Raw genomic sequence first — 20,878 nt, 5'->3', positions numbered from 1 at the left:
GACTCGACGATCACAAAAGGCGCGATCAGAGACCGGCGACCAGGCTGGTGACCGGAGCGGTGTTCAGGCCGGTCACACCCTCGACGGTGCCGACGACCGTGTCGACCGTGCCGGAAACGGGAGCAATGCCGTCCAGCGCACCGGTGACGGAGTTGACAGCGTTGATCGACAGGCCGCCGGAAACAGCGTCGAGCTCGGCGTCCGAGATCTCAACGGTCTCAACACGGGGGGTGGAGTTCATGATGGAACTTCCCTTCGTATGGATATTTCACAAGGGGGGAGCGGCACCCCTCTGGGGGACAGAGCGACGGCCGCGACCGCAGGCGCCGGGCTTCCGTTTCCGGTGACCCTTCGCGGCCCCTGCGGTGCGATGGATCAAAGCACGCAGCGGGCACGCGCTTCCAATCAACCAATGGCCTCACCAGGCAACTTGAGCCGCAGGGGCACCCATCCGTGCAGGCTTGCGCACCGCTCGATGGCGAGTTCTTCACATGCGTCACGGCATCGGTTCGCCCGGGGCCTTGCCGACCCCACGACGAATCCGACACTCCCGTCCCAATGGCGTGGCGGACGCCGTCGGTGTGTGCAGATCCCCTGCACCCGGTGACTCGGTTGGGAATTGGATGTGCAGATTCCCTGAAGCTGTGATTCAGACCAATGTTCTGAACAGACCGTCGTCGATTGACTGCGGACCGTGTCAGTCAGGAACCGGCCCGAGAAATGCTCAGCCGAGAAGGGCGTAGACCGTGCTCGCGCGCGCCGCGAGTTCACCCGATGCCTCGGCGGTCATCGTGATGTCCGCGAATGCCATACGGCGTCCCAATTTGGTGAGCACCGCTTCGATCAGGACATCCGAACCCGTCACCGCGCGCTGGAACGACGTCGACTGCTGGACCGTCGTCATCGGTCCGAAGGCCCCGCGGGCAGCCGACACGGCGATCACGGTGGCCGTGTCGGCGGCCGCCATCAGCGCCTGCCCCGACAGCCCGCCCCCCTCCCGGGCCAGCCGCTCCGACCAGGGAAGTCGTAGCGTCGCCCGGTCGTCGGCCAGGGACTCGACCGTCAGGCCAAGGTCGAGGACCCAAGGGGCGAAGTTGGCGGAGAGGATCTTGTCGGCTTCGGCGGTGGTCATCGTCATATGGGTGATTGTTCCCCGTGTCGGTTCGTCAGACGCGAGTCATGGCCGATTCGCCATTGCGCAAACCGAGTTGGCAAACGGAATTGAACGCATCGTGCGACCCGTGCGTACCAACAGCCATCCAGGCGCCCGAACAGAACAGCTGCCGTACGGCGGCACAGACTCCGGTCCCCCCAGGAGGTCGAGAAGTTTGAGTCACAAGCGAATTCCGAAGCGCAAGGCCGCGATCGCGGCGGGCAGCGTCGCGGCGCTCGGCGCAGCCGCCATCCTGCTGCCGCACGCCAACGCCTCGCAGGACGGGTCGTCGACGGATGCCGCCCCCAGGGTCCTGAAGGCGACCGACGCATCGAATCTCGCCTCGCAGCTCCAGAACCTGCTCGGTGACGCCTTCGCCGGTTCCTACTACGACTCCGGCACACAGCAGCTCGTCGTCAACGTCATATCCGGCGAGAAGAACAACGTGGTCGTCCAGGCGGAGAAGGCGGGCGCGAAGGTCCGCGAGGTGAAGAACAGTCTCGCCGCGCTGAAGGCGGGCGCACAGACCCTGAAGGCCAAGGCGACCATTCCGGGCACTGCCTGGGCGATCGACCCGAAGACCAACAAGCTGGCGGTCACGGCGGACTCCACGGTCACCGGCGCCAAGTGGGACAGACTGACGTCGACGGTCAAGAGCCTCGGCGCCGACATGGCCACCGTGAAGAAGTCCCTCGGCGCCTTCAAGACGAAGGTGTCGGGCGGCGACGCCATCTTCGCCCAGGCGGAGGGCGGCACCGTGCGCTGCTCGCTCGGCTTCAACGTCAAGGCCAGCGACGGCTCTCCGGCCTTCCTGACCGCCGGTCACTGCGGTGTGGCCGCCAAGCAGTGGTCCGACTCCGAGACCGGGCAGCCCATCGCCACCGTCGACCAGGCCACCTTCCCCGGCGACGGCGACTTCTCGCTGGTGAAGTACGACGACCCCAACACCCAGGCGCCGAGCGAGGTCAACACCGGCGACGGGCAGACCGTGCAGATCACCCAGGCCGCGGAGGCCACCGTCGGCGAGCAGGTCTTCCGGATGGGCAGCACCACCGGCCTGCACGACGGCCAGGTCACCGGTCTCGACGCCACGGTCAACTTCCAGAGCGAGACGGACCCGAACGGCGTCGACACCGTCACCGGTCTCATCCAGACCAACGTGTGCGCCGAGGCCGGCGACAGCGGGGGCTCGCTGTTCACGCAGGACGGCAGCGCGGTCGGCATGACCTCCGGCGGCAGTGGCGACTGCACCAACGGCGGCGAGACGTTCTTCCAGCCGGTGACCACGGCCCTGCAGGCCACGGGCGCGACGCTGGGCGACGGCGGCGCGGGTGCGGGCGCGGGTGACCAGGCGGGCACCGCCGACCCGTCCGCCTCGGCCGGCGACCAGGCGGGCGGCGGCGACGCGGTCGGCGGCGACCAGGCGGGAACCGCCGATCCGTCCGCGACGGCCAGTGACGGAGCAGGGGTCGGCGACGAGTCCGGGAACGGCGTCGGCGACCAGTCCGGTGCCGGCGTCGGGGACCAGAGCGGCACCGGCGCGGACGACGGTTCGTCGTCGCTCACCGGGTCCCAGTGATCGGGTGCCGCTCACTGATCGAGCGCATTCACCCGGCGCGGACCCGCTGATGGAGACCCACTGATCGGCCTCCAGTGCGGTTCCGGTCGACGTGGACGGTCCGGCCCTCCGGCGGGAGGGCCGGACCGCGTCGTGTCCGCGCCCGTTCAGACTTTTTCAACGAGCCCGCAGCAGCAACAGCGCCACGTCGTCGAGCCGTTCGCGCGCTGCCGTGCTGTGCCGCACGAGATGGTCGGCGAGCTCGTCCAGGGGCAACTCGCCCGCCTCGGTGAGGCGTTCACCGAGGCCGGCGAGCGCGTCCTCGATGTCGACACCGGGCGATTCGATCAACCCATCGGTATAGAGGGCGAGTACGGAGCCGGGAGCGAGGTCGACCTCCGTCGTCGGATAGCCGGCGGAGCCGTCTATGCCGAGCAGCGGGCCACCGGCGAGGTCGAGCACCCGCACCCGCCCGTCGGGGCGGCGCAGCAGCGGCGGAGGATGACCCGCACGTGCCATCACGGCCCGCCCGCGCGAGGGATCGAGCCGTAGATACAGACAGCTGGCGAACAGATCCGCGCCGAGGTCGATCAGCAGCCGGTTGGTGCTGCCCATGACCTCCTCGGGCGCCTGGCCGACGGTCGTGTAGGCGCGCACGGCGGTGCGGATCTGGCCCATCAACCCGGCCGCCGTCACGTTGTGGCCCTGTACGTCCCCGATCACGGCCGCCGCCCCGCCCCGCGTCGGCACCAGGTCGTAGAAGTCACCGCCGATCTCCATGCCGTGTGTGGCGGGCAGATAGCGGGAGGCCGAGTCGATGCCGGCCAGCGGCGGCAGCGAGTGCGGCAGCAGGGCCGCCTGCAGACCGTGCGCCAGCTGGTGCTTGGCGTCGTAGAGCAGGGCCCGCTCCAGGGCCTGCGCGATCAGGCCGCCCAGGCTCGTCAGCACCGCCCGCTCGTCCGCGGGGAACGGATGCGGTTCGGCGTAGGCGAGCACACAGGTGCCCACCGGGCGCCCCGAGGCGATCAACGGCAGATAGGCCCAGGCCGCGAAGCCGTCCGGGGTGGCGTGCCGCGAGGGATACAGGCGCTCCAGCTCCTCCCGGGAGTCGAAGAACGCCGGCACCCCGGTGTTCAGTGCGTGCGTGCCCGGCGTGGGCTCGGCCAGCGGCAGCCCGTCGAACCGCTCCACCAGGTGCGGGTCGGGATATCCGCGGTGCCCCAGCACATGCAGCCGCCCCGCCCGGGAACCGAGGACCACCAGCGCCTGGCTGCCCACGGCCGGCGCGATCTCATCCGCGACCAGCTGCACCACGTCCTGCACCCCCACCGCCTCGGTCAGCGCGCCGGCGAGCGTCAGTACCTGGGAGATGGTGACCAGCCGGGAGGGGGTGTCACCGGGCTGGGGCCCCGCCCGGTTCATCTCCGCCACCGCCCGCGCCCGGGTGACACGGACGCTGAGCCCGGTCGTACTGGGATACATCCGGAAGGACAACCAGTCCCCGGGCGGGCGCAGCGCCACGAACGAGGTGGTCTGCTGGCTCATCAGCGCGGCCCGGTAGCGGTCCTCGTACACGGGGTCGTTCAGCCACGGCACCGATGCCCACAGCTGCGTGCCCAGCAGTCTGCTCACCGGGAGCCCGATCAGCTCGGCCGCCGCCGCGTTGGCGAAGGTGACCCGGCCGTGCAGATCCAGCGAGCACAGCCCGTACGGCAGCCGCGCCACCATGCGCGCCGCCTCCACCGTGCCGAGGGTGCCGGCCAGGCCGCCCACCGGCGCGCCACCGAGCAGATCGGGCTCGGGCAGCAGCTGCCGGCTCTCCTCCAGGGCCCGCTCCAGCCGCTTCGCGAGCCGGTCGCAGGCCGCGGTCAGATGCTCCCGCTCCCGGTCGGACAGGTCGGGCGGGTGTGAGCCGGGCCAGGTCACGAAGACCGCGCCGTACGCCGTGGAGCCGGTGGCCACCGGAACCGCGGCCAGTGCGAAGGGATAGGGCAGCACCACGGCGATGCGCGGATAGCGGGCGGCCATCTCCTCCTCGCCGCCCACCCACACCAGCCGCCGCTCCCGCACCGCGTCCGCGACCGGGATCGGCGCGCTCAGCCCCACCCGCTCCCAGGGCGCGGCGAAGGCCCGGGGCAGGCCCGCCACCACGGCCATCTCCAGCACGGGTTCGGCGGGCGACAGCAGATACACCGCGCCGGAGTGGGCGTTGACCTCGTCCATCATCGACGCGAGCGCCAGGGACAGCAGCGGTCGGCCCACCCGCGTCCTCGTGGTCGCCGGCGCCTGTGCGGACGTCTGCCCGTCGGACACGCCGACCACCTCCTCGCACGGCCGGGCGACGGGTCCCAGGGATCAATCTGCCCCCTGGCGGCCGGTCGCGCACGGCGAGCGGTGGCCGGGACGCCGCCGCCCGGCTCGAGTACGGGCACACGACGGCCCGCGGCTCGGTGAAGAAAGCCCGCGTACCCCCTCGCCGCCGGTGCATGCCCCCTCGGTTGATGCGCGGCACGGCGTGCGGGCGCTGCGCGTGCGCCCCCGCGCACCCTGTTGGCCGGTTCTTCGCGCCCATGATTGGTCGCGGGCGCCAACAATGGGCACGCGTTCAACACCAATGCGACCGCAGACGGAATGACGGAATGCTGAGGGGCGGCAGTGATCCGGGTACTTCTGGTACATGACGAGTGTCTGGTGCGATCGGTGCTGGCGGACTGGCTGCGCCGGGAACCCGACCTCCGAGTGGAGGACACACCGTGGCGCAGCGCACCCGGCCGGGTGAGATCCCTGCGGCCCGACGTCTGCGCGGCGGACCTGGAGTGCGCGGACGCGTACGGCATCCCGCCGCTCGGCGAGTTACGCCCGCGGGGCCCGGACGGAGCCCCGCCGAGACTTCTCGTGCTTGCCGGTGCGAACAGGCCTGGCCTGCTGAAACGGGCGATCGAGGCGGGGGCGCTCGGCTACGTCGACAAGGAGGCCTCGCCGGAACACCTCGTGCACGGGATCCGGCGGGTCGCCCAGGGGGAACGTTTCATCAGCGACTCGTTGGGCTTCGGGTTCCTCAAGGCCGCCGAGATGCCGCTGACCCGGCGGGAGCTGAGCGTGTTATCCCTGGCCGCCGAGGGTGCGTCCGTCGCGGAGATCGCCGGGAGCCTCCACCTGTCCCACGGGACGGTGCGCAACTACATGGCGGCCATCACCCGCAAGACCGGGGCCCGCAACCGCATCGACGCGATCCGTATCTCGCAGGGGGAGGGCTGGCTGTGACGGCACCGGCGCCCAGCTGCCGACGAGCTCCCGGTACAGCGGCGAGGTCTCCAGCAGTTCGTGGTGGGTTCCGCACGCGGTGCCCCGCCCGTCCATGACCAGCACGCGATCCGCCCGCCGCGCCGAGCTGATGCGGTGGGCGACCACGACGAGGGTGCCGCCCGGCCGCCGCGCGAAGGCACGCTCGGCGCGCTCCTCCGCCTGCGGGTCCAGATGACAGGTCGCCTCGTCGAGCAGGGCGAGCGGGGCGTCCGACAGATAGGCCCGGGCCAGCGCGATCAACTGCCGTTCGCCCGCCGAGAGCGCCGCGGGGTCGATGCGGGCACCGGGCCCGCCGAGCGTCTCGAGCAGCGGACCGAGCCCGACGGCGTCGGCCGCCGCGAGCAGTTCGGCCTCGGACAAGGGGCCCTCCCGGAAGTGGCCCAGGTTGTCGGCGAGGGTCCCGGTGAAGACGTAGGCCTCCTGCGGGATGAGCACCCGCCGCCGAGCGGCAGCCGCCGAGGGCACCGGCTCCCCACCCACCCGGATCGTCCCGCGACGCGGCTCCAGCAGCCCCGCGACCAGAGCGGTGAGCGTGGACTTCCCGATCCCGCTGGGTCCGACGACGGCCAGGTGGGAGCCGGGAGGAAGGGCGAGGTCGAGGTTTTCGACGACGGGGACGGCGGTGGGGCCGTAGGCGAAGGTGACGGAGGTGAGGGAGAGCGCGGGGGGCGCCGGGCAGCCCGGTGCGGTCGGTGCCGGGTGACGGTGGTCCTCGGACCTGGCCTGGGTGGTGGCTGTGCGGGTGGAAGCCGACCGCTGCGGGAGAGTGGCTGCATGCCCGTCTCGCCCGGTGCCGGAGGCCGCCGTCGTGCGGGGGTGGTCGTCGGGCGTGGCTGTGTCGTCGGGGGCCGGCGCACGGTGCGGGGGCGGATCTTCGCCGTGTGGGTCGAGCGCGTGCGGGTGCTTGCGGGATTGGTCGCCGGGAGCAGCTGAAGGACCGAGCTGGTCGGTGGGTGTCGGCCGGGGCAGGGGCGGTGCGGGGTGGCCGTCGGGGGTCTGTGTTGCGCTCCGTTGCGGGGGCGGTTCGTGGGTGTCGGCCCTGTGGGGCGGTGCCAGCCGCCGTAGGACCACCGTCAGGCGGGAACCGCTCGCACCCAGGCCGTGGACGAGGCTGCGCAGGGCCGGGAGGAGGGACTGGGTGATGAAGGCGAGGGCGCCGACCAGGGCACCCGTGGTGACACCCCGGGACAGGAGCCAGGGGGCGGCGGCGAGCAGCAGCACGATCGGGAGCTGGCCGCCGACGGTGAGCGACGCGATGCGCAGGACGCCCCAGCGGGCGAGGGAGCGGGCGGCCCGCAGCTCGGCGTCGACGAGTTCACCCGTGTCGGCGGCGATCCGCTCCTCGGCACCGGTGGCCGTGATGTCCCGAAGCCCCGGGCAGACGGCACCCAGGCGGTCGGCCAGCGCCTCGTCGGCGACCAGGAACACCTCCTGCCGGCGGGCCAACGGCCGCAGCGACGCCGCGAACAGGGCCACTCCGGCGACCAGCGGCGGCCCCACGACCAGCAGGAGCAGCGGGGCGAGCGAGAACAGCCCGACGAACGCCCCCACCGCGGTGAACACGAACGAGCGGGACACCATCACGAGCCCCGCGAAGGTGTCCCGCGCGATCTCCACCTGCTGGGTCAGCCCCGACAGCGCCCCGCCGTCGGCCTCCCGCACCCCGCGCCCGACCACCCCCTCGACGAGCCGGTCCCGCAGGGGTTCGACCAGGGCGGCGACGGCCGTGTAGACCCGCCCGGTCCCGTACGCCCCCACGACGACACCGAGCCCGGCCACCCCGAGCCAGGCCAGCCCGACCGAGGCGTGCCCGGCCAGGAACCCCGCGTCGAGGGCCCGCGCCGGGGCGTACCCGGTGACGAAGGTCTGCCCTGTCTCGAGCACGGACCACCCGCCGAGCCGCACCACGACCCGCCACCGGTCCCGCAGGAAACGAAGCCCCCGCACAAGGAGCCCCCCGCCTACGACCGCGCCACGCCTCCCACTGCCCGGGCCGTTCACGCGGGCGCTCCGTCTCGGACGACCCCACGGAAGCCGACACCCTGCCAACACCCGAGCCCCGCCCCCGTCGCTGGACCTGCGCCCTGCGGCAGACGGGGAGCGCCCGACCCGGCCCCCTCCTGCCAGGGACGTGCCTCCTCACCAAGGCCGGCCGGGGAGTTGGGGTTCCGTGGGGGTTCCTCTACTCGCGCCGTGCTCTGCCGATTGGTCCGGTGGCTGTTCCAGCCGGCGCCTTCCTGCCAGGGCCACGCCTCCTCACCGAGTCCTTCCGAGCAGTTCGCGGTCCGGGGGGCTCCCTCCACTCGCGCCGTGCTCTGCCGATTGGTCCGGGGACCGTTCCATCCGACCCGCTCCGGCCAGGGACGTGCCTGCTCACCGAGGCCGGCCGGGGAGTTGGCGTTCTGCGGAGGCCCCTCCACTTGCGCCGTGCTCTGCCGAATGGTCCGGGGATCGTTCCAGCCGGTGTCCTCCTGCCAGGGACGTGCCTCCTCACCAAGGCCGGCCGGGGAGTTGGGGTTCCGTGCGGGGCCCTCCGCTCGCCCCTCGCCCCGTCGGAGCGCCCGAGCACGCCTGTGGTCCCCGCCGTTCATGTCGGCCCCCCGTCCCCGAACACCGCCCGATACCCGGCCAGCTGCCACAGCTCCTCATGTGTCCCCACCGCCCGGACCCGGCCCCCGTCCAGCCACGCCACGGCATCCGAACGGGCCGCCGTGGCCGCACGGTGGGCGATGAGGAGTCGGGTGCCGGCCGTGCCCCGGGTCAGGGACTCGGCGATCTGTGCCTCCGTCACGGTGTCGAGGCTGGAGAGGGCGTCGTCGAGGATGAGCAGGCGGCCGTCGTGGGCGAAGGCCCGGGCCAGGCCCAGGCGTTGGGACTCGCCGCCGGAACGGGGTGCGTCGGCGCACGCGGTGGCGTAGCCCTTCGGCAGACGGCGCACGAAGTCCTCGGCGTGTGCCAGGCGGGTCGCCTCGCGGATGCGTGCGGGGGAGGGGGGCCGCAGGCCGAGCGTCAGCGCGTCCTCGATGGTGGTGCCCAGGAGGGCGGGGCGTTCGAAGGCGTAACCGACCGATCCACGAAGGTCTTTGTGGGTCAGCTCGCGCAGGGGCACGCCGTCGAGCAGGATCTCTCCCGCGTCCGGCTCCGCCAGCCGGCCGGCGAGTGCGGCGAGCAGCGACTTGCCCGTGCCGGAGCGGCCGACCAGGGCGAGTGTCGTGCCGCCGGGGACGACGAGGTCGACGCCGTCGAGAACGGTGCGATCGCCACGCCGCGCTGTCACACCGCGCAGTTCCAAGTGGCCGGGGCCGGGCGGCAGTTCGCGTTCGCCGTAGGCCATGGTCGGCTCCGCCAATACCTCGTCCAGGCGGCCGGCCGCCGCCCTGGCCCGGGCCAGACTCGCGAACTGGCCGACCAGCACGCCGACCCCGGTCGCGAGGACCGCGTACCGGGAGGCCGCGAGCACCTCGCCGACCGACAGCCGGTGCCGGGTGAGGAGCAGCCCGGCCACGGCGACGACGCCCAGCTGCAGCAATGGCGCCACGGCACTCGCCTGCGCCGCGGCCCGCCCCTGCACCCGCCACATGCGGTGGCCCGCGCGGGACAGTTCGGGCAGGGGCCGCAGGATCCGCGCCGTCTCCTTGTCCGCCGTACCCGCCGCCTCGATGGTGCGATGGCCGGCCACCGCCTCCGCCAGCGCGCCCGCGATCCGGCCCTGCACCTGCTGGTAGTCCGCCACGCAGCGGGTGGTGTCACGGGCGAAGGCGCGCAGCAGGAGCGTCAGGAGTGGTCCTCCGGCCAGGAACACGGCCGCCAGCCACGGGTCGATCAGGCCGAGCGCCACCACGCCGCCGACGGGGCCGGCCAGCGCGGCGAGGAGTGCGGCGCGGGCGGCCGGAGCCGTCCCCGCCTGGGCCGCGTTGCCGACGAGACGGGCAACCAGGTCGCCGGACCCGAAGCGGGCGGCGGCGCGCGGGCCGACGGCCAGCACATGCCCCGTCAGCCGTCGCCGCAGCCACGCCGTGGTCCGGGCGTCGACGGTGCCGCTCAGCACGGTCTCACCGGCGTCGAGCAGGGCCAGCAGCAACACGATCCCCGCGCAGCACAGCACCCAGCGGGTCGCCGGGGAGTGGGCGAGGAGGAGGTCGAGGGTGCGGCCGAGCGCGGCCGGCAGCAGCAGTCCGGCACCGGTGGACGCCGTACTCATCAGGCAGAGGGCGACGCAGCGCGCGCCGCTGTGCCGGGTGGCGGTGTTCAGCAACGCGGCGGGAGGTGCGGCGTCGGCACGAGTCGTCATACGGCTGCGGCCTCGCATCCGGGGTCGGGGGAGCGCAGGACCCCGGGCGGCCCCTCCCTCGCGGGAGCCGACCGCCCGGAGCCGTGGATCACGGAGGCGTCAGAGACAGAGCAGAACGCTCGCCGCGCTGATGCAGGAGAGCAGGCTCGCCGTGCTGGCGCCGCCACCGCCGGTGTGCTCGTCGGATTCCATCGTCTGCAGGTCGAGCAGTGCCATTTCGTGTCCTTCCATCTGTGTGTCCACCCGTGGGGACGGGGTTGGGTCACGACTCCGTCAGGTTGCGGAGCCGCGTCATAGGGGCCGCCGCAGCGGCGGGAGGAACGGCAGGTGGGCGCTGTCACCGGTGGCCGCCGCGAGCGCGAGCAGACACCCTGCCGTTCCGGTGGCGAGGTCCATGGAGAGCCGCATCATCTGGTGCCCGGGGAAGGCCAGTTGGCCCTCGTACGCCATCGCGTACCAGCCGAGCGAGGCGATCTGCTCGGCCAGGTGACGGTCCGTCGCGCCCGGCTGAGTGGTGCGGCCGAGGTGCAGGATCATCCCGGCGCGGCCCTGGAAGAGGCCGGGTTGTGCGTAGAAGCGGGAGGTGGCGGCGGTGAGGATGCCGGAGCGCGCCTTGTCGAACTCGGCGTCGGTGGCGTGCGCCAGATAGTCGTCCAGGACCATGCCGAGGCCCGCGCTCCCGTCACCGAGATAGGGCAGCGTCCGCCAGCCCTCGTCGACCTCCAGGCCGCCGCCGCTCTTCTGGACGACGCAGCAGTCCAGGTCCCGGCGCAGTGCCACTGCGGCCGCTTCCAGCAGCCCGGCGTCGCCGGTCCACTCGTACTGCCGCAGCAGGAACAGCGCCGGTCCGCTCGCACCCCGCAGCAGCCCGGCCCGCCGCCTCGGCTTGTCGGGCAGCGGCTCGGCAAGGCGTCGTACGACGATGTCCGCGGCCTCGGCGGCCCGCTCGCGCAGCTCCGACTCGCCCGTCGTGCTTGCCAGTCGGCCGAGGACCAGGCCGAGGCCCGCCAGGCCGCCGTGCAGGGTGGAGGAGAGGTTCTGCCACTTCTCGGCGAGGATGCCCTCGACCAGGTCAAGGGCTCGCTGCCGGTGGCCGAGCCGGTCCAGGACGTGCGCGACGCCTGCGAGTCCGTCGTACAGGCCGAGCGGTGTGCCGGGCGGTGGCGGGGCCGTACGCTCCAGGAGCCAGCGTTCGCCCTCCTCGTACCGTTCGGCGCCGGTCTCGGCCAGCGCGTACAGCACTCCGGCCGCGCCGTGGGCGAGCCCGAGTCCGCCGCCGTCGGAGAACTGGGCGATGTCGCCCGGGAAGAGCCGGTCGTCGCGCTCCGGGGTGGCCGAGGCGAGGATCGCCTTGACCATCGAGTCACGGCTGTGCGGCCAGTCGCCGGGCCGCACCAGCGCCGGGGCGCCCACACCGGCGCCGCGCGTGATCTCCGCGACCGCCTCGTCCAGGAACTCCCGCGGCACGTCCGGGAACTGCTCCGCGATCACCTCGGCCAGGTGCGCCGCCTTGCCCCGGTCGACGACGAACAGGGTGGTCACGGGCAGGAACAGCGCGAGCCGTAAGCAGGCCAGCGCATAGCGGTCGACGTCGGTGCCCGTGCGGTCGGGCGGGGCGAAGAAACCGGGGTGCGCGACGACCTGACGGCCGTTCTCCTCGACCGGCGCCGCCGCCTCGAAGTCGAGCAGGAACACCGACTCCTCGTCCGGCGCGACCATGATGTTGAAGACGTGCAGGTCGTTGAAGACGATCCCGCGGGCGTGCACCGCCTCCACCGCACGCTGCACCGCCCCGTGGATGCGCACCGCCCACGCCGTGTAGCGGGCGACGGCCTCCGGGTCCGGGTCCGGGGTGAGCAGCGGATGCCGTTCGGCGAAGAAGGAGTTGAGGGGGCGCCCCTCCAGGAAGTCCATGACCAGGAACCGGTGGTCGCCCAGCGTGAACCAGTCCCGCACCTCGGGCACCACCCCGGTGCCCGCCACCTGCTCCAGGGCCTGCTTCTCGCGCTCCAGCCGGGCGATCGCGTCCGCGCCGTCGGAGGCGAGGCCCGCGTGCGGCCTGCCCTCCTTGAGGACCACCTTGCGCCCGTCACGGGTGTCGGTGCCGGCGTACACCCCGCCGCCGTTGGAGAAGTGCAGCGCCTTCTCGATGCGATACGGCAACTCGCCCACCGTCGTGGTGTTGCGGGCCGCCAGATGCGGCTCCAGGAACGCCGGCAGCGTCACCCACTCGGGCACCTGGAAGGACGGCGCCCGCCGGTCCGGCACCAGCGTGCCCGCGCCGTCCCGCACGGCCGGCACGAGCGAGCCCCGCTCGTCGACGACGAAGGTGCGCGCGAAAGCGCCGTAGCGGACGTAGAGCGGCCCGTCGTGCCAGCGCAGATCGGTGAGGATGTACGGCCCCTCGAAACCCTCCAGCAGCCGGCCGAGTTCGCGCAGCACCTGGTGGAGCTGCTCCTCGTCGGCCGGGTAGACGGTGACGAACTTGCCGCTGGTGTCGCGGGCCGCGTACTTGGTGTTGCGCAGGTGCAGCAGATGCGGTCCCGGCACGAACTTGAACGGGATCCGGCGCGGCACGCAGTAGTCCCACACGATCGCCGCGACCCGCTCCGCGTTCGCCCGGGTGGCCGAGGCGTGGATCTTCCAGCCCTGAGCCGGGCCCGGCACCGCGCTGCCGTCCGCGCCGAGCGGCGTCAGCGTCAGCCAGTCGCCGATCCGCGCCGCGTCCCAGCCCTCCGGCACCTCACGCCGCGCGGTCTCGAACAGCGGTGCCGGCTGCTGTCCGGCACCGGCGAGCCGGTCCGGCGTCTCGTAGAAGTGTCTGTCGGCGAGTGCGTACACCTCGTACCGCTTGTCCATGGATTCCCCTCCGTGGCCCGGCACCGACACTTCCAGCCGTCCGAGGGCCCGGGACAGTCACGCCTGTCACGAGATCACCGTGCGATACGCATGCGTTAAGACATGTTCGGCGCGTTTCGAGTGGACACGCCCGACGACCTCTACGGAATGCTCACAGGGGCTGCGCAGGCGTCCCATACGCGCTGTAATTGCGGACGTGGTCAGTGAGGGCGCCGAGGCACGCAGAACGAGAACTCTGCGCGCCGAAGGTGCCCTGAAAGCGCTCACGTCCGGTCCGGCACCCGAGCGGGTGCGCCGGGTCCTGGAGCAGGCGCTGGTCTTCGCCGGGGCGGCGTTCGCCGGTGTGTACACGCCGGAGGAGGACGGCGACCTGCTGTGCCTGGTGGAGTCGGCGGGCGTTCCGAGGACGCTGTTCGGGCTGCGCGACAGCTACCCGCGCTCCGGCAGCTCCCCGGTGGCCGACGGCCACCGCTCCGGGAGCCCGGTGTGGCTGGGGCCCGAGGAACTCGCGGGGGACGCAGAGGCGCGGCGGACGCCGCCGCGGGACTTCCACCTGGCCGTGCTGCCCGCGCGCGGGGACGGGGACGGCGGTTGTCTGCTGGCCGTCAGCGAGCGGCCGGACGGCTTCGACACCGAGGACCGCAAGTGCCTGGAGCTGATCGCCGACGCCGTCGGCTGTCCCGCCCCGGCCCGCGCCGCCGAGGGCGCGGAGCTGCCCGCCAACGCGTTCAGCCTCGCCATGGACAGCGGCCGGGTCGAGGTCGGCGACGACATCCTGGGGCTGTTCGCGGTCACCCGCGCCGAGTTCGACGGCAGGGTCGAGACCCTGCTGGGCCTGACGGTGCCGGAGGACCTGCCCTCGCTGATGTCCGTGGTAGAGGCCGACCACATGTCCCTCGGCGACCGCGAGCTGGAGTTCCGGGTCCTGCAGCCCTCCGGCCCGCCCAAGTGGCTGCGGCTGCGCGGGCGTCTGCTGCCCGGCGGCGAGGGCCGGCCCGCGATGCTCGTCGGCACGGTCGCCGACGCCTCGAAGCTGCGCTCCGAGGTCACCGACGTGGCCCGTGTCCAGCGCCTCGCCGCCATGCTCGCGACCGCCGGCACCGTCCGCGACGTCAGTCAGGCCGTTGTCTCCGCCCTGCGCAAGCCGCTGCAGGCCGACCGGATCGCGCTCGCCGAGCTGGAGGGGGACCGGCTCGTCGTCACGGTCCTCGACCCGCCCGATCCGGAGTCCTGGCCCGAGCTGTGGCGCCTGGAGTGGCGCACCGAGTGGCCCGACGCGCCCGTGCGCGCCATGCCCACCCTGGCTGCCGCTCTGCGCGAGGGCCGCGCCCGCATCTGGCCCGCCGGCACCCCGCTGGAACCCGCTCTCGCCGACGTCGGCCCCGGCGGACTCGCCGTGCTGCCGCTGCCCGCGGGCAACCGCATGGCCGGCGCCTGTCTGATCGGCTGGGACACCCCGCACGACTTCGGCCCCGACGAGCGCGCCCTGCTCACCGCCTCCGCGGGTCTCGCGGGCCAGGCTCTGATGCGGGCCCACGCCTTCGACGCCGAACACGAACTCGTCGGCATGCTCCAGCGCCAGCTGCTGCCGCGCCGCCTGCCCAAGCTGCCCGGCGCGGTCGCCGTCGCCCGGTACCTGCCCACCACGGCGGGCCTGGAGGTCGGCGGCGACTGGTACGACGTGATCCCGCTGCCCGACAACCACGTCGCCCTGGTCATCGGCGACGTCCAGGGCCACAACGCGAGTGCTGCCACCCTCATGGGCCAGATGCGCACCGCGCTGCGTGCCTATGCCGTGGAGGGCCACCCGCCGGACGTGGTCGTCTCCCACGCCAACCGGCTCCTGACGGACATGGAGACCGATCTCTTCGCCACCTGCTGCTATGTCGACGTGGACATGGAGGAGGGCTCCGCCTGGTATGTGCGCGCGGGCCATCTGCCGCCGGTGCTGCGCCACCCGGACGGCAGCACCGAGGTGCCCGAGTCCGACGGCGGGCCGCCGCTCGGCGTGGTCGCCCAGGCCGACTTCCCGATGAGTGTGCTGCGGCTGCAGCCCGGCACGGTCCTCGCGCTCACCACGGACGGCCTCGTCGAGTCCGCGGAGGCCGACATCGACGACGGCATGGAGCGGCTGGCCCGGGAACTGTCCGGCTCCGACCCCGGCCATCTCGGCCAGGTCGCCGACGCCCTCCTCGGCAACGCCCGGCGCAGCGACGACGTCGCCCTGCTCCTGCTGCGCTACGACGGCATGGCGCTGCGTCCGCTGCGCGAGAGCTGGACGGTCTGGCGCGTCCCCGAGGCCGTCGGCCACACGCGCCGTTTCACCCGCCGCACCCTCCGCGCCTGGGGCGTCACCCGCGACGACATGGACGCCGTACTCCTGGTCGTCTCCGAACTCGTCACCAACGCCCTGGTGCACACCGACGGGCAGGTCCGCCTCGACCTCACCCTGATCGACAACCGGCTGCGCGTCTCCGTCGCCGACGCCTCGCCGCGCACCCCGGTGAAGCCGACGAGCATCGGCTGGGAGGCCACCGGCGGTCGCGGCATCCTCCTCGTGGAGGCCATGTCGGAGGCGTGGGGGACGGTGCCGGCCAGCGGCGGCAAACAGGTGTGGGCCGAGCTCGCGCTCAGTTCGTGACGTTGGCGGTGATCAGGCGGAGCAGCTGTTTGGCCAGGGCGTCCTGCTCGGGCGTCAGGCCCATGGCGTCGCCGATGGCGAGGGGCACCCGGGCCGCCCTTTCCCGCAGTTGAGCGCCGGCCTCGGTGAGGCGCAGTGCGACGGACCGCTCGTCCTCGACGCGGCGTTCGCGGCGCAGCAGCCCGTTCGCCTCCAGTCGCTTCAGCAGCGGGGACAGGGTGCTGGACTCCAGCTGGAGTGCGGATCCCAGGTCACGTACGGAGATCGAGTCCTGCTCCCAGAGCACGAGCATGACCAGGTACTGCGGGTAGGTCAGGCCGAGTTCGTCCAGCAGGGGGCGGTAGCGCGCGGTGACGGCGCGGGAGGCGGCGTACAGGGCGAAGCAGAGCTGGTCGTCGAGGAGGAGTGAGCCCTCGCCCGGTTCCGCTGCGGCCGGCCGCACGGTGGGGCTTCCGGTTGCTGTCCTGTGCACGGCGATCACCAGCCTGTCGTTCGGGTCCGTTCGATTGTATCGGGCTCCAATAAGTCGCGCCCACATTAGTTGTGCACGACTTAATCGCGCGCTACTCTCCATGGTGTTGCCGCACTCCGCGGCACACCCTTCCGAGGAGGCCGTCATGACCGGCGCCACCGCACCCCGCCCCGTCCTCGAACCCGCCGCCCAGGCCTTCGCCGAGGCCACCGCCAACCCGCCCTACCTGTTCGACCTCGGCCCGGCCGAAGGCCGCAAGGCCGTGGACGAGGTGCAGTCCGGCGACATCGCGAAGCCCGCCGTCGACGAGGAATGGATCGTCGTGCCCGGCGGCCCCACCGGCCAGGTCCGCACCCGCATCGTCCGCCCCGGCGGAGCCACCGGCCCGCTCCCGGTGATCGTCTACATCCACGGCGCGGGCTGGGTGTTCGGCAACGCCCACACCCACGACCGGCTGGTGCGCGAACTCGCCGTCGGCACCGGCGCCGCGGTCGTCTTCCCCGAGTACGACCTCTCGCCCGAGGCCCGCTACCCGGTCGCCGTCGAGCAGAACTACGCGGTGGCGAAGTGGGTCGTCGAGCAGGGCGCCGCCAAGGGCCTGGACGGCACCCGCGTCGCGGTGGCCGGCGACTCCGTCGGCGGCAACATGACCGCCGCCCTCACCCTGATGGCCAAGCAGCGCGGTGACGTTCCGCTGGCGGCGCAGGTGCTGTTCTACCCGGTGACCGACGCGAGCTTCGACACGCCGTCCTACCACCGGTTCGCCGAGGGGTACTTCCTGCGCCGGGACGCCATGCAGTGGTTCTGGGACCAGTACACGACGGACGAGGCGGAGCGCGCCCAGATCACCGCGTCCCCGCTGCGGGCCTCCACCGAGCAGCTCACCGGTCTGCCGCCCGCCCTCGTCATCACCGGGGAGGCCGACGTCCTGCGCGACGAGGGCGAGGCGTATGCGAACAAGCTGCGCGAGGCGGGCGTCCCGGTCACCGCGGTGCGGTACCAGGGCATCATCCACGACTTCGTGATGCTCGCCGCCCTGCGCGAGACCCAGGCCGCGGAGGCCGCCATCAGCCAGGCGATCAGCACCCTCCGCGGGGCGCTGGGCACCGCCTGAGCGTCGAGCCGGGCATCGAAGTGGGGGCTGCGCCCGGCAGGTTCCGGTGCCCGCAGGCCCGGGCACGGCGTTTGACCGGACCGCCGTAGGGGACCCGGTCGGCGGGCACTGAAGCAGAAGGAAGATGAATCGCCGTGACACCGCACACCACTGACAAGCTTGTGATCCGTCGACCGGAGACCGGTTGGGCGCGGGCCCGGCGGCTGCGGGGCAAGGGTGTCGTACGCACCTGCGTTCCGGCGGTTCTCGAGCAGGGCGACACCCGAACGGACCAGCCCGGCCCGGAGGGCACCATCGTGCGGGGCGAGGACTGACCGGCCCCTCGACCCGGACGAGCTGATCGGCCGCGATCCCTGGTGAAGGGATCGCGACTATGGTGAGGCAGATGAAGGCTCTCGTGCTGTCCGGCGGCGCCGGTACCCGACTGAGGCCGATCACCCACACATCGGCCAAGCAGCTCGTCCCCGTGGCCAACAAGCCCGTCCTCTTCTACGGGCTGGAATCCATTGCCGCCGCCGGCATCACCGAGGTCGGCGTCATCGTCGGAGACACCGCGGAAGAAATCCAGGAAGCGGTCGGCGACGGATCCAAGTTCGGTCTGGAGATCACCTACATCCCCCAGGAGCGGCCCCTCGGGCTGGCTCACGCGGTACTGATCGCACGGGACTGGCTCGGCGACGACGACTTCGTGATGTACCTGGGCGACAACTTCATCGTCGGGGGCATCAGTGGCCTCGTCGACGCGTTCCGCACCCACCGCCCCGACGCCCAGATCCTGCTCACCCAGGTGGCCGACCCCCGCGCCTTCGGCGTCGCCGAACTCGACTCCTCCGGCCAGGTCGTGGGCCTGGAGGAGAAACCGGAGAACCCCAAGAGCGACCTCGCCCTGGTGGGCGTCTATCTGTTCACGCCCCTGATCCACGAGGCGGTCCGCGCCATCCGGCCGTCCTGGCGCGGCGAACTGGAGATCACCCACGCCATCCAGCACCTGATCGACAGCCGCGCCGACGTGCGCTGCACCGTCATCAAGGGCTACTGGAAGGACACCGGGAACGTCGTCGACATGCTGGAGGTCAACCGTACGGTCCTGGAGGCGCTCGACCGCCGGATCGACGGCGAGGTGGACGAGGGCTCCGAGACGATCGGGCGCGTGGTCGTGGAGGAGGGTGCGCGCGTCGTGAACTCGCGCATCGTCGGCCCGGTCGTGATCGGCGCCGGTAGCGTGGTCGAGGACTCCTACGTCGGGCCCTTCACCTCCGTCGCCGAGAACTGCCGGATCACCGAAAGCGAGGTGGAGTTCTCCATCGTGCTGCGTGACTCCTCGATCCTCGGAGTGGGCCGGATCGAGAACTCACTCATCGGCCGGCACGTGGAGGTGACACCGGCCCCCAGTGTGCCGAGCGCCCACCGCCTGGTCCTCGGAGACCACAGCAAGGTGCAGATCCGTACATGAACCCTCGCAGGGATCACCCAACGACCCGCCGCCGAGGGGGCGTCGGGCCACCCCCGCTCTCCACCGGCCGCGTCCTGGCGGGCGACGCTCGTACCCCGTATCCCGAGGATCATGCAACCGGCCCGAGCAGCGCCTACGGCCGCACAGGCCCGTCGGCGGGCGGGCCGTGGCCGAGGAGCCTCCCACATCGAGCGCAATCGAGCGAACCGCTTGGCTCCACGGCGTCCACGGGCGTAGTTTCGTCCGCACGATGATCGACCTGGAGTCCCGCCACGACACCCTCGACGTCGTCGACGACCAGCGCGGGCAGCCCACGTGGAGCGCGGACGTCGCCGCACGTCCCGTCGACCTCGGCCCGCCCACGGGCCGGGGCGCGAGCGGTGTCCGCCATGCCGCCGGCTGCGGCGAGGCCTCCTGGTACGAGCCGGCCCGAAAGGTCTTCGCCGCTCTCGGCGCGGGCCCCGAACGGGTGCGGCCGGCGGGCAGCGGGGCCTTCCCGCGGCCCGAGCCCCACCCCGACTGCGGTGCCCTCTCCCACGGTCGTCGGCAGGAGCCGGGTCCGCCGCCGCGCGGCCGGCGATCCGCCCTGCCCGAAGCATTCGCCCTGATCCGCAAGGAGTCCCCTTCGTGAAACGCCATGAATTCCTGCGGGGTCTGCACAAGGCCACCGCGAACCGCAATTACCTGGAGATCGGAGTCAACGACGGCCGCAGTCTCACGCTGTCCCGCGTCCCCAGCATCGCGGTCGACCCCGCGTTCAAGGTGGTCACGGAGATCCGCTGCGACGTCCACCTGGTGAAGGCCACCAGCGACGACTTCTTCGCCCGGGAGAACCCCCTCGGCCACCTCAAGGGCGGCCGCCACCCCGTGCGCAACCTGCGCCGGGGCCGCAGCCCGCTCGGCTACTGGCGTCGCACCACGCTCGACCTGGCGTTCATCGACGGCATGCACCTGTTCGAGTACGCGCTGCGGGACTTCATCAACATCGAGAAGCACTCGGACTGGTCGAGCGTGATCGTCTTCGACGACATGCTGCCGCGCAGCATCGACGAGGCCGCCCGCGACCGGCACACCAACGCCTGGACCGGCGACGTCTACAAGATCATCGAGATCCTGAACCGTTACCGGCCCGACCTTGTGACCGTCCTCGTCGACACCCAGCCCACCGGCCAGCTGATCGTCTTCGGCGCCGACCACAAGAACACCGTGCTGAAGGACAAGTACGACGAGATCATCGCCGAGTTCCAGGTGCCCGACCCGCAGAAGGTGCCCGAGGCGGTCCTGGAGCGGGTGAAGGCGGTCACGCCGGAGACGCTGCTGGAGGCCGACTTCTGGCGCCCCCTGGTCCGCGCGCGCAACCGCGGCCTCAGCCGCGCCCGCGGCTGGCAGCCGCTGCGCTCGGCCCTGGAGAGCCTGGCGGTCAGCCGCTGAACGGGCGGCCGCGCAACTCCTCGTAACGGGAGGTGCAGGCGTCGTACGACGGCAGGAGCCCGCTTCGCCGGGCCTCTGCCAGCGACGGCGCCTGCGCGTCCTTCGGGGACAGCACCGGGGGGATGCCCTCGGGCCAGGCGATGCCCAGATCCGGGTCCAGGGGGTGCACGCCGTGCTCACGACCCGGCGCGTACCCCGTCGAGCACAGGTAGACCACGGTGGCGTCGTCGGTCAGCGCCATGAAGGCGTGCCCGAGGCCCTCCGCGAGGAACAGGGCGTGCCGGGTGTCCTCGTCGAGGCGCACCGCCTCCCACTCGGCGAAGGTGGGCGAGCCGACGCGCAGGTCCACCACCACGTCCAGGATCGCGCCGCGCACGCAGGTGACGTACTTGGCCTGCCCGGGCGGCACATCCGCGAAGTGCACCCCGCGCAGCACACCAAAGCGGGAGACCGAGCAGTTGGCCTGCGCGAGCGAGAGGTCGTAGCCGGTGGCCTCGCGGAACTCCTCGCCGCGGTACCACTCGTGGAAGCTGCCCCGTTCATCGGGGAAGATCTTCGGCTCCAGCGCCCACGCGCCCGCTATGCCCAGTGATCGCACGC

Annotated in this window: 16 protein-coding genes and 1 pseudogene; 8 read left to right on the top strand and 9 right to left on the bottom strand. The window is 72.4% G+C overall.

Annotated features, from left to right (window positions below):
• Positions 1-25: 25 nt before the first annotated feature.
• Together ABT254_RS30585 and ABT254_RS30580 are read right to left on the bottom strand one after the other, a co-directional pair.
• Positions 26-241: a type A2 lantipeptide gene (locus tag ABT254_RS30585; RefSeq protein WP_351476953.1), complete on the bottom strand. Its 216-nt coding sequence runs from the start codon at positions 239-241 to the stop codon at positions 26-28.
• Between the two features lie 483 nt (positions 242-724).
• The gene (locus ABT254_RS30580; RefSeq protein WP_351476951.1) at positions 725-1,138 is read right to left on the bottom strand and encodes a PaaI family thioesterase; all 414 of its coding nucleotides are present in this window, start codon (positions 1,136-1,138) and stop codon (positions 725-727) included.
• Between the two features lie 190 nt (positions 1,139-1,328).
• On the opposite strand from ABT254_RS30580, the gene ABT254_RS30575 reads away from it, so the two are divergent.
• The gene (locus tag ABT254_RS30575) at positions 1,329-2,732 is read left to right on the top strand and encodes a S1 family peptidase (protein ID WP_351476949.1); all 1,404 of its coding nucleotides are present in this window, start codon (positions 1,329-1,331) and stop codon (positions 2,730-2,732) included.
• Between the two features lie 156 nt (positions 2,733-2,888).
• Here ABT254_RS30575 and ABT254_RS30570 read toward each other — a convergent pair whose 3' ends face one another.
• Complete coding sequence (locus ABT254_RS30570; protein WP_351476947.1) at positions 2,889-5,033, bottom strand: SpoIIE family protein phosphatase; 2,145 nt, start codon at positions 5,031-5,033, stop codon at positions 2,889-2,891.
• A gap of 333 nt (positions 5,034-5,366) precedes the next feature.
• Between ABT254_RS30570 and ABT254_RS30565 the strand changes: the two are divergent.
• A pseudogene (locus ABT254_RS30565) lies at positions 5,367-5,891 on the top strand (LuxR C-terminal-related transcriptional regulator); the annotation flags it as partial.
• Here ABT254_RS30565 and ABT254_RS30560 read toward each other — a convergent pair.
• The 4 genes from ABT254_RS30560 to lanKC form a co-directional block, all read right to left on the bottom strand.
• Positions 5,814-7,964 carry an ATP-binding cassette domain-containing protein gene (locus tag ABT254_RS30560; RefSeq protein ID WP_351476944.1) on the bottom strand — a complete coding sequence of 717 codons (2,151 nt, stop codon included), beginning with the start codon at positions 7,962-7,964 and terminating at the stop codon, positions 5,814-5,816. The pseudogene ABT254_RS30565 and the gene ABT254_RS30560 overlap by 78 nt on opposite strands.
• Positions 7,965-8,604: 640 nt before the next feature.
• Positions 8,605-10,308 carry an ABC transporter ATP-binding protein gene (locus ABT254_RS30555; RefSeq protein WP_351476942.1) on the bottom strand — a complete coding sequence of 568 codons (1,704 nt, stop codon included), beginning with the start codon at positions 10,306-10,308 and terminating at the stop codon, positions 8,605-8,607.
• A gap of 99 nt (positions 10,309-10,407) precedes the next feature.
• Complete coding sequence (locus ABT254_RS30550) at positions 10,408-10,524, bottom strand: SapB/AmfS family lanthipeptide (RefSeq protein ID WP_030937754.1); 117 nt, start codon at positions 10,522-10,524, stop codon at positions 10,408-10,410.
• Positions 10,525-10,599: 75 nt separating this feature from the next.
• Positions 10,600-13,167: a class III lanthionine synthetase LanKC gene (lanKC, locus tag ABT254_RS30545; protein WP_351476938.1), complete on the bottom strand. Its 2,568-nt coding sequence runs from the start codon at positions 13,165-13,167 to the stop codon at positions 10,600-10,602.
• Positions 13,168-13,363: 196 nt separating this feature from the next.
• On the opposite strand from lanKC, the gene ABT254_RS30540 reads away from it, so the two are divergent.
• Positions 13,364-15,808 (top strand): SpoIIE family protein phosphatase, encoded by a 2,445-nt coding sequence (locus ABT254_RS30540; protein ID WP_351476935.1) that lies wholly within the window; start codon positions 13,364-13,366, stop codon positions 15,806-15,808.
• Here ABT254_RS30540 and ABT254_RS30535 read toward each other — a convergent pair.
• The gene (locus ABT254_RS30535) at positions 15,798-16,250 is read right to left on the bottom strand and encodes a MarR family winged helix-turn-helix transcriptional regulator (protein WP_351477283.1); all 453 of its coding nucleotides are present in this window, start codon (positions 16,248-16,250) and stop codon (positions 15,798-15,800) included. The genes ABT254_RS30540 and ABT254_RS30535 overlap by 11 nt on opposite strands.
• Positions 16,251-16,425: 175 nt before the next feature.
• On the opposite strand from ABT254_RS30535, the gene ABT254_RS30530 reads away from it, so the two are divergent.
• From ABT254_RS30530 to ABT254_RS30510, 5 genes are all read left to right on the top strand, one after another.
• Positions 16,426-17,394 carry an alpha/beta hydrolase gene (locus tag ABT254_RS30530; protein WP_351476932.1) on the top strand — a complete coding sequence of 323 codons (969 nt, stop codon included), beginning with the start codon at positions 16,426-16,428 and terminating at the stop codon, positions 17,392-17,394.
• A gap of 161 nt (positions 17,395-17,555) precedes the next feature.
• Positions 17,556-17,708, top strand: a complete 153-nt coding sequence (locus tag ABT254_RS30525) for a hypothetical protein (protein WP_450751819.1) — start codon at positions 17,556-17,558, stop codon at positions 17,706-17,708.
• A 71-nt stretch (positions 17,709-17,779) separates the two neighbouring features.
• Positions 17,780-18,847, top strand: coding sequence for a glucose-1-phosphate thymidylyltransferase (locus ABT254_RS30520; protein WP_351476926.1), 1,068 nt, complete (start codon positions 17,780-17,782; stop codon positions 18,845-18,847).
• Complete coding sequence (locus ABT254_RS30515) at positions 18,786-19,478, top strand: sugar nucleotide-binding protein (RefSeq protein WP_351476923.1); 693 nt, start codon at positions 18,786-18,788, stop codon at positions 19,476-19,478. Before ABT254_RS30520 ends, ABT254_RS30515 begins: the two co-directional genes overlap by 62 nt.
• Positions 19,475-20,278 (top strand): class I SAM-dependent methyltransferase, encoded by an 804-nt coding sequence (locus ABT254_RS30510; protein WP_351476920.1) that lies wholly within the window; start codon positions 19,475-19,477, stop codon positions 20,276-20,278. The genes ABT254_RS30515 and ABT254_RS30510 overlap by 4 nt, the downstream gene beginning before the upstream one ends.
• Here the strand turns inward: ABT254_RS30510 and rfbC are convergent.
• Positions 20,268-20,876, bottom strand: a complete 609-nt coding sequence (gene rfbC / locus ABT254_RS30505; protein ID WP_351476918.1) for a dTDP-4-dehydrorhamnose 3,5-epimerase — start codon at positions 20,874-20,876, stop codon at positions 20,268-20,270. The two genes, ABT254_RS30510 and rfbC, sit on opposite strands and share 11 nt — an antisense overlap.
• Between the last annotated feature and the right edge of the window lie 2 nt (positions 20,877-20,878).

It is taken from the genome of Streptomyces sp. NPDC001137, assembly GCF_040298885.1.
In the GTDB taxonomy this organism is placed as follows: domain Bacteria; phylum Actinomycetota; class Actinomycetes; order Streptomycetales; family Streptomycetaceae; genus Streptomyces.
Note: the sequence above shows the minus strand (reverse complement) of the source record. Positions and strands in the feature narration are given on the sequence as shown.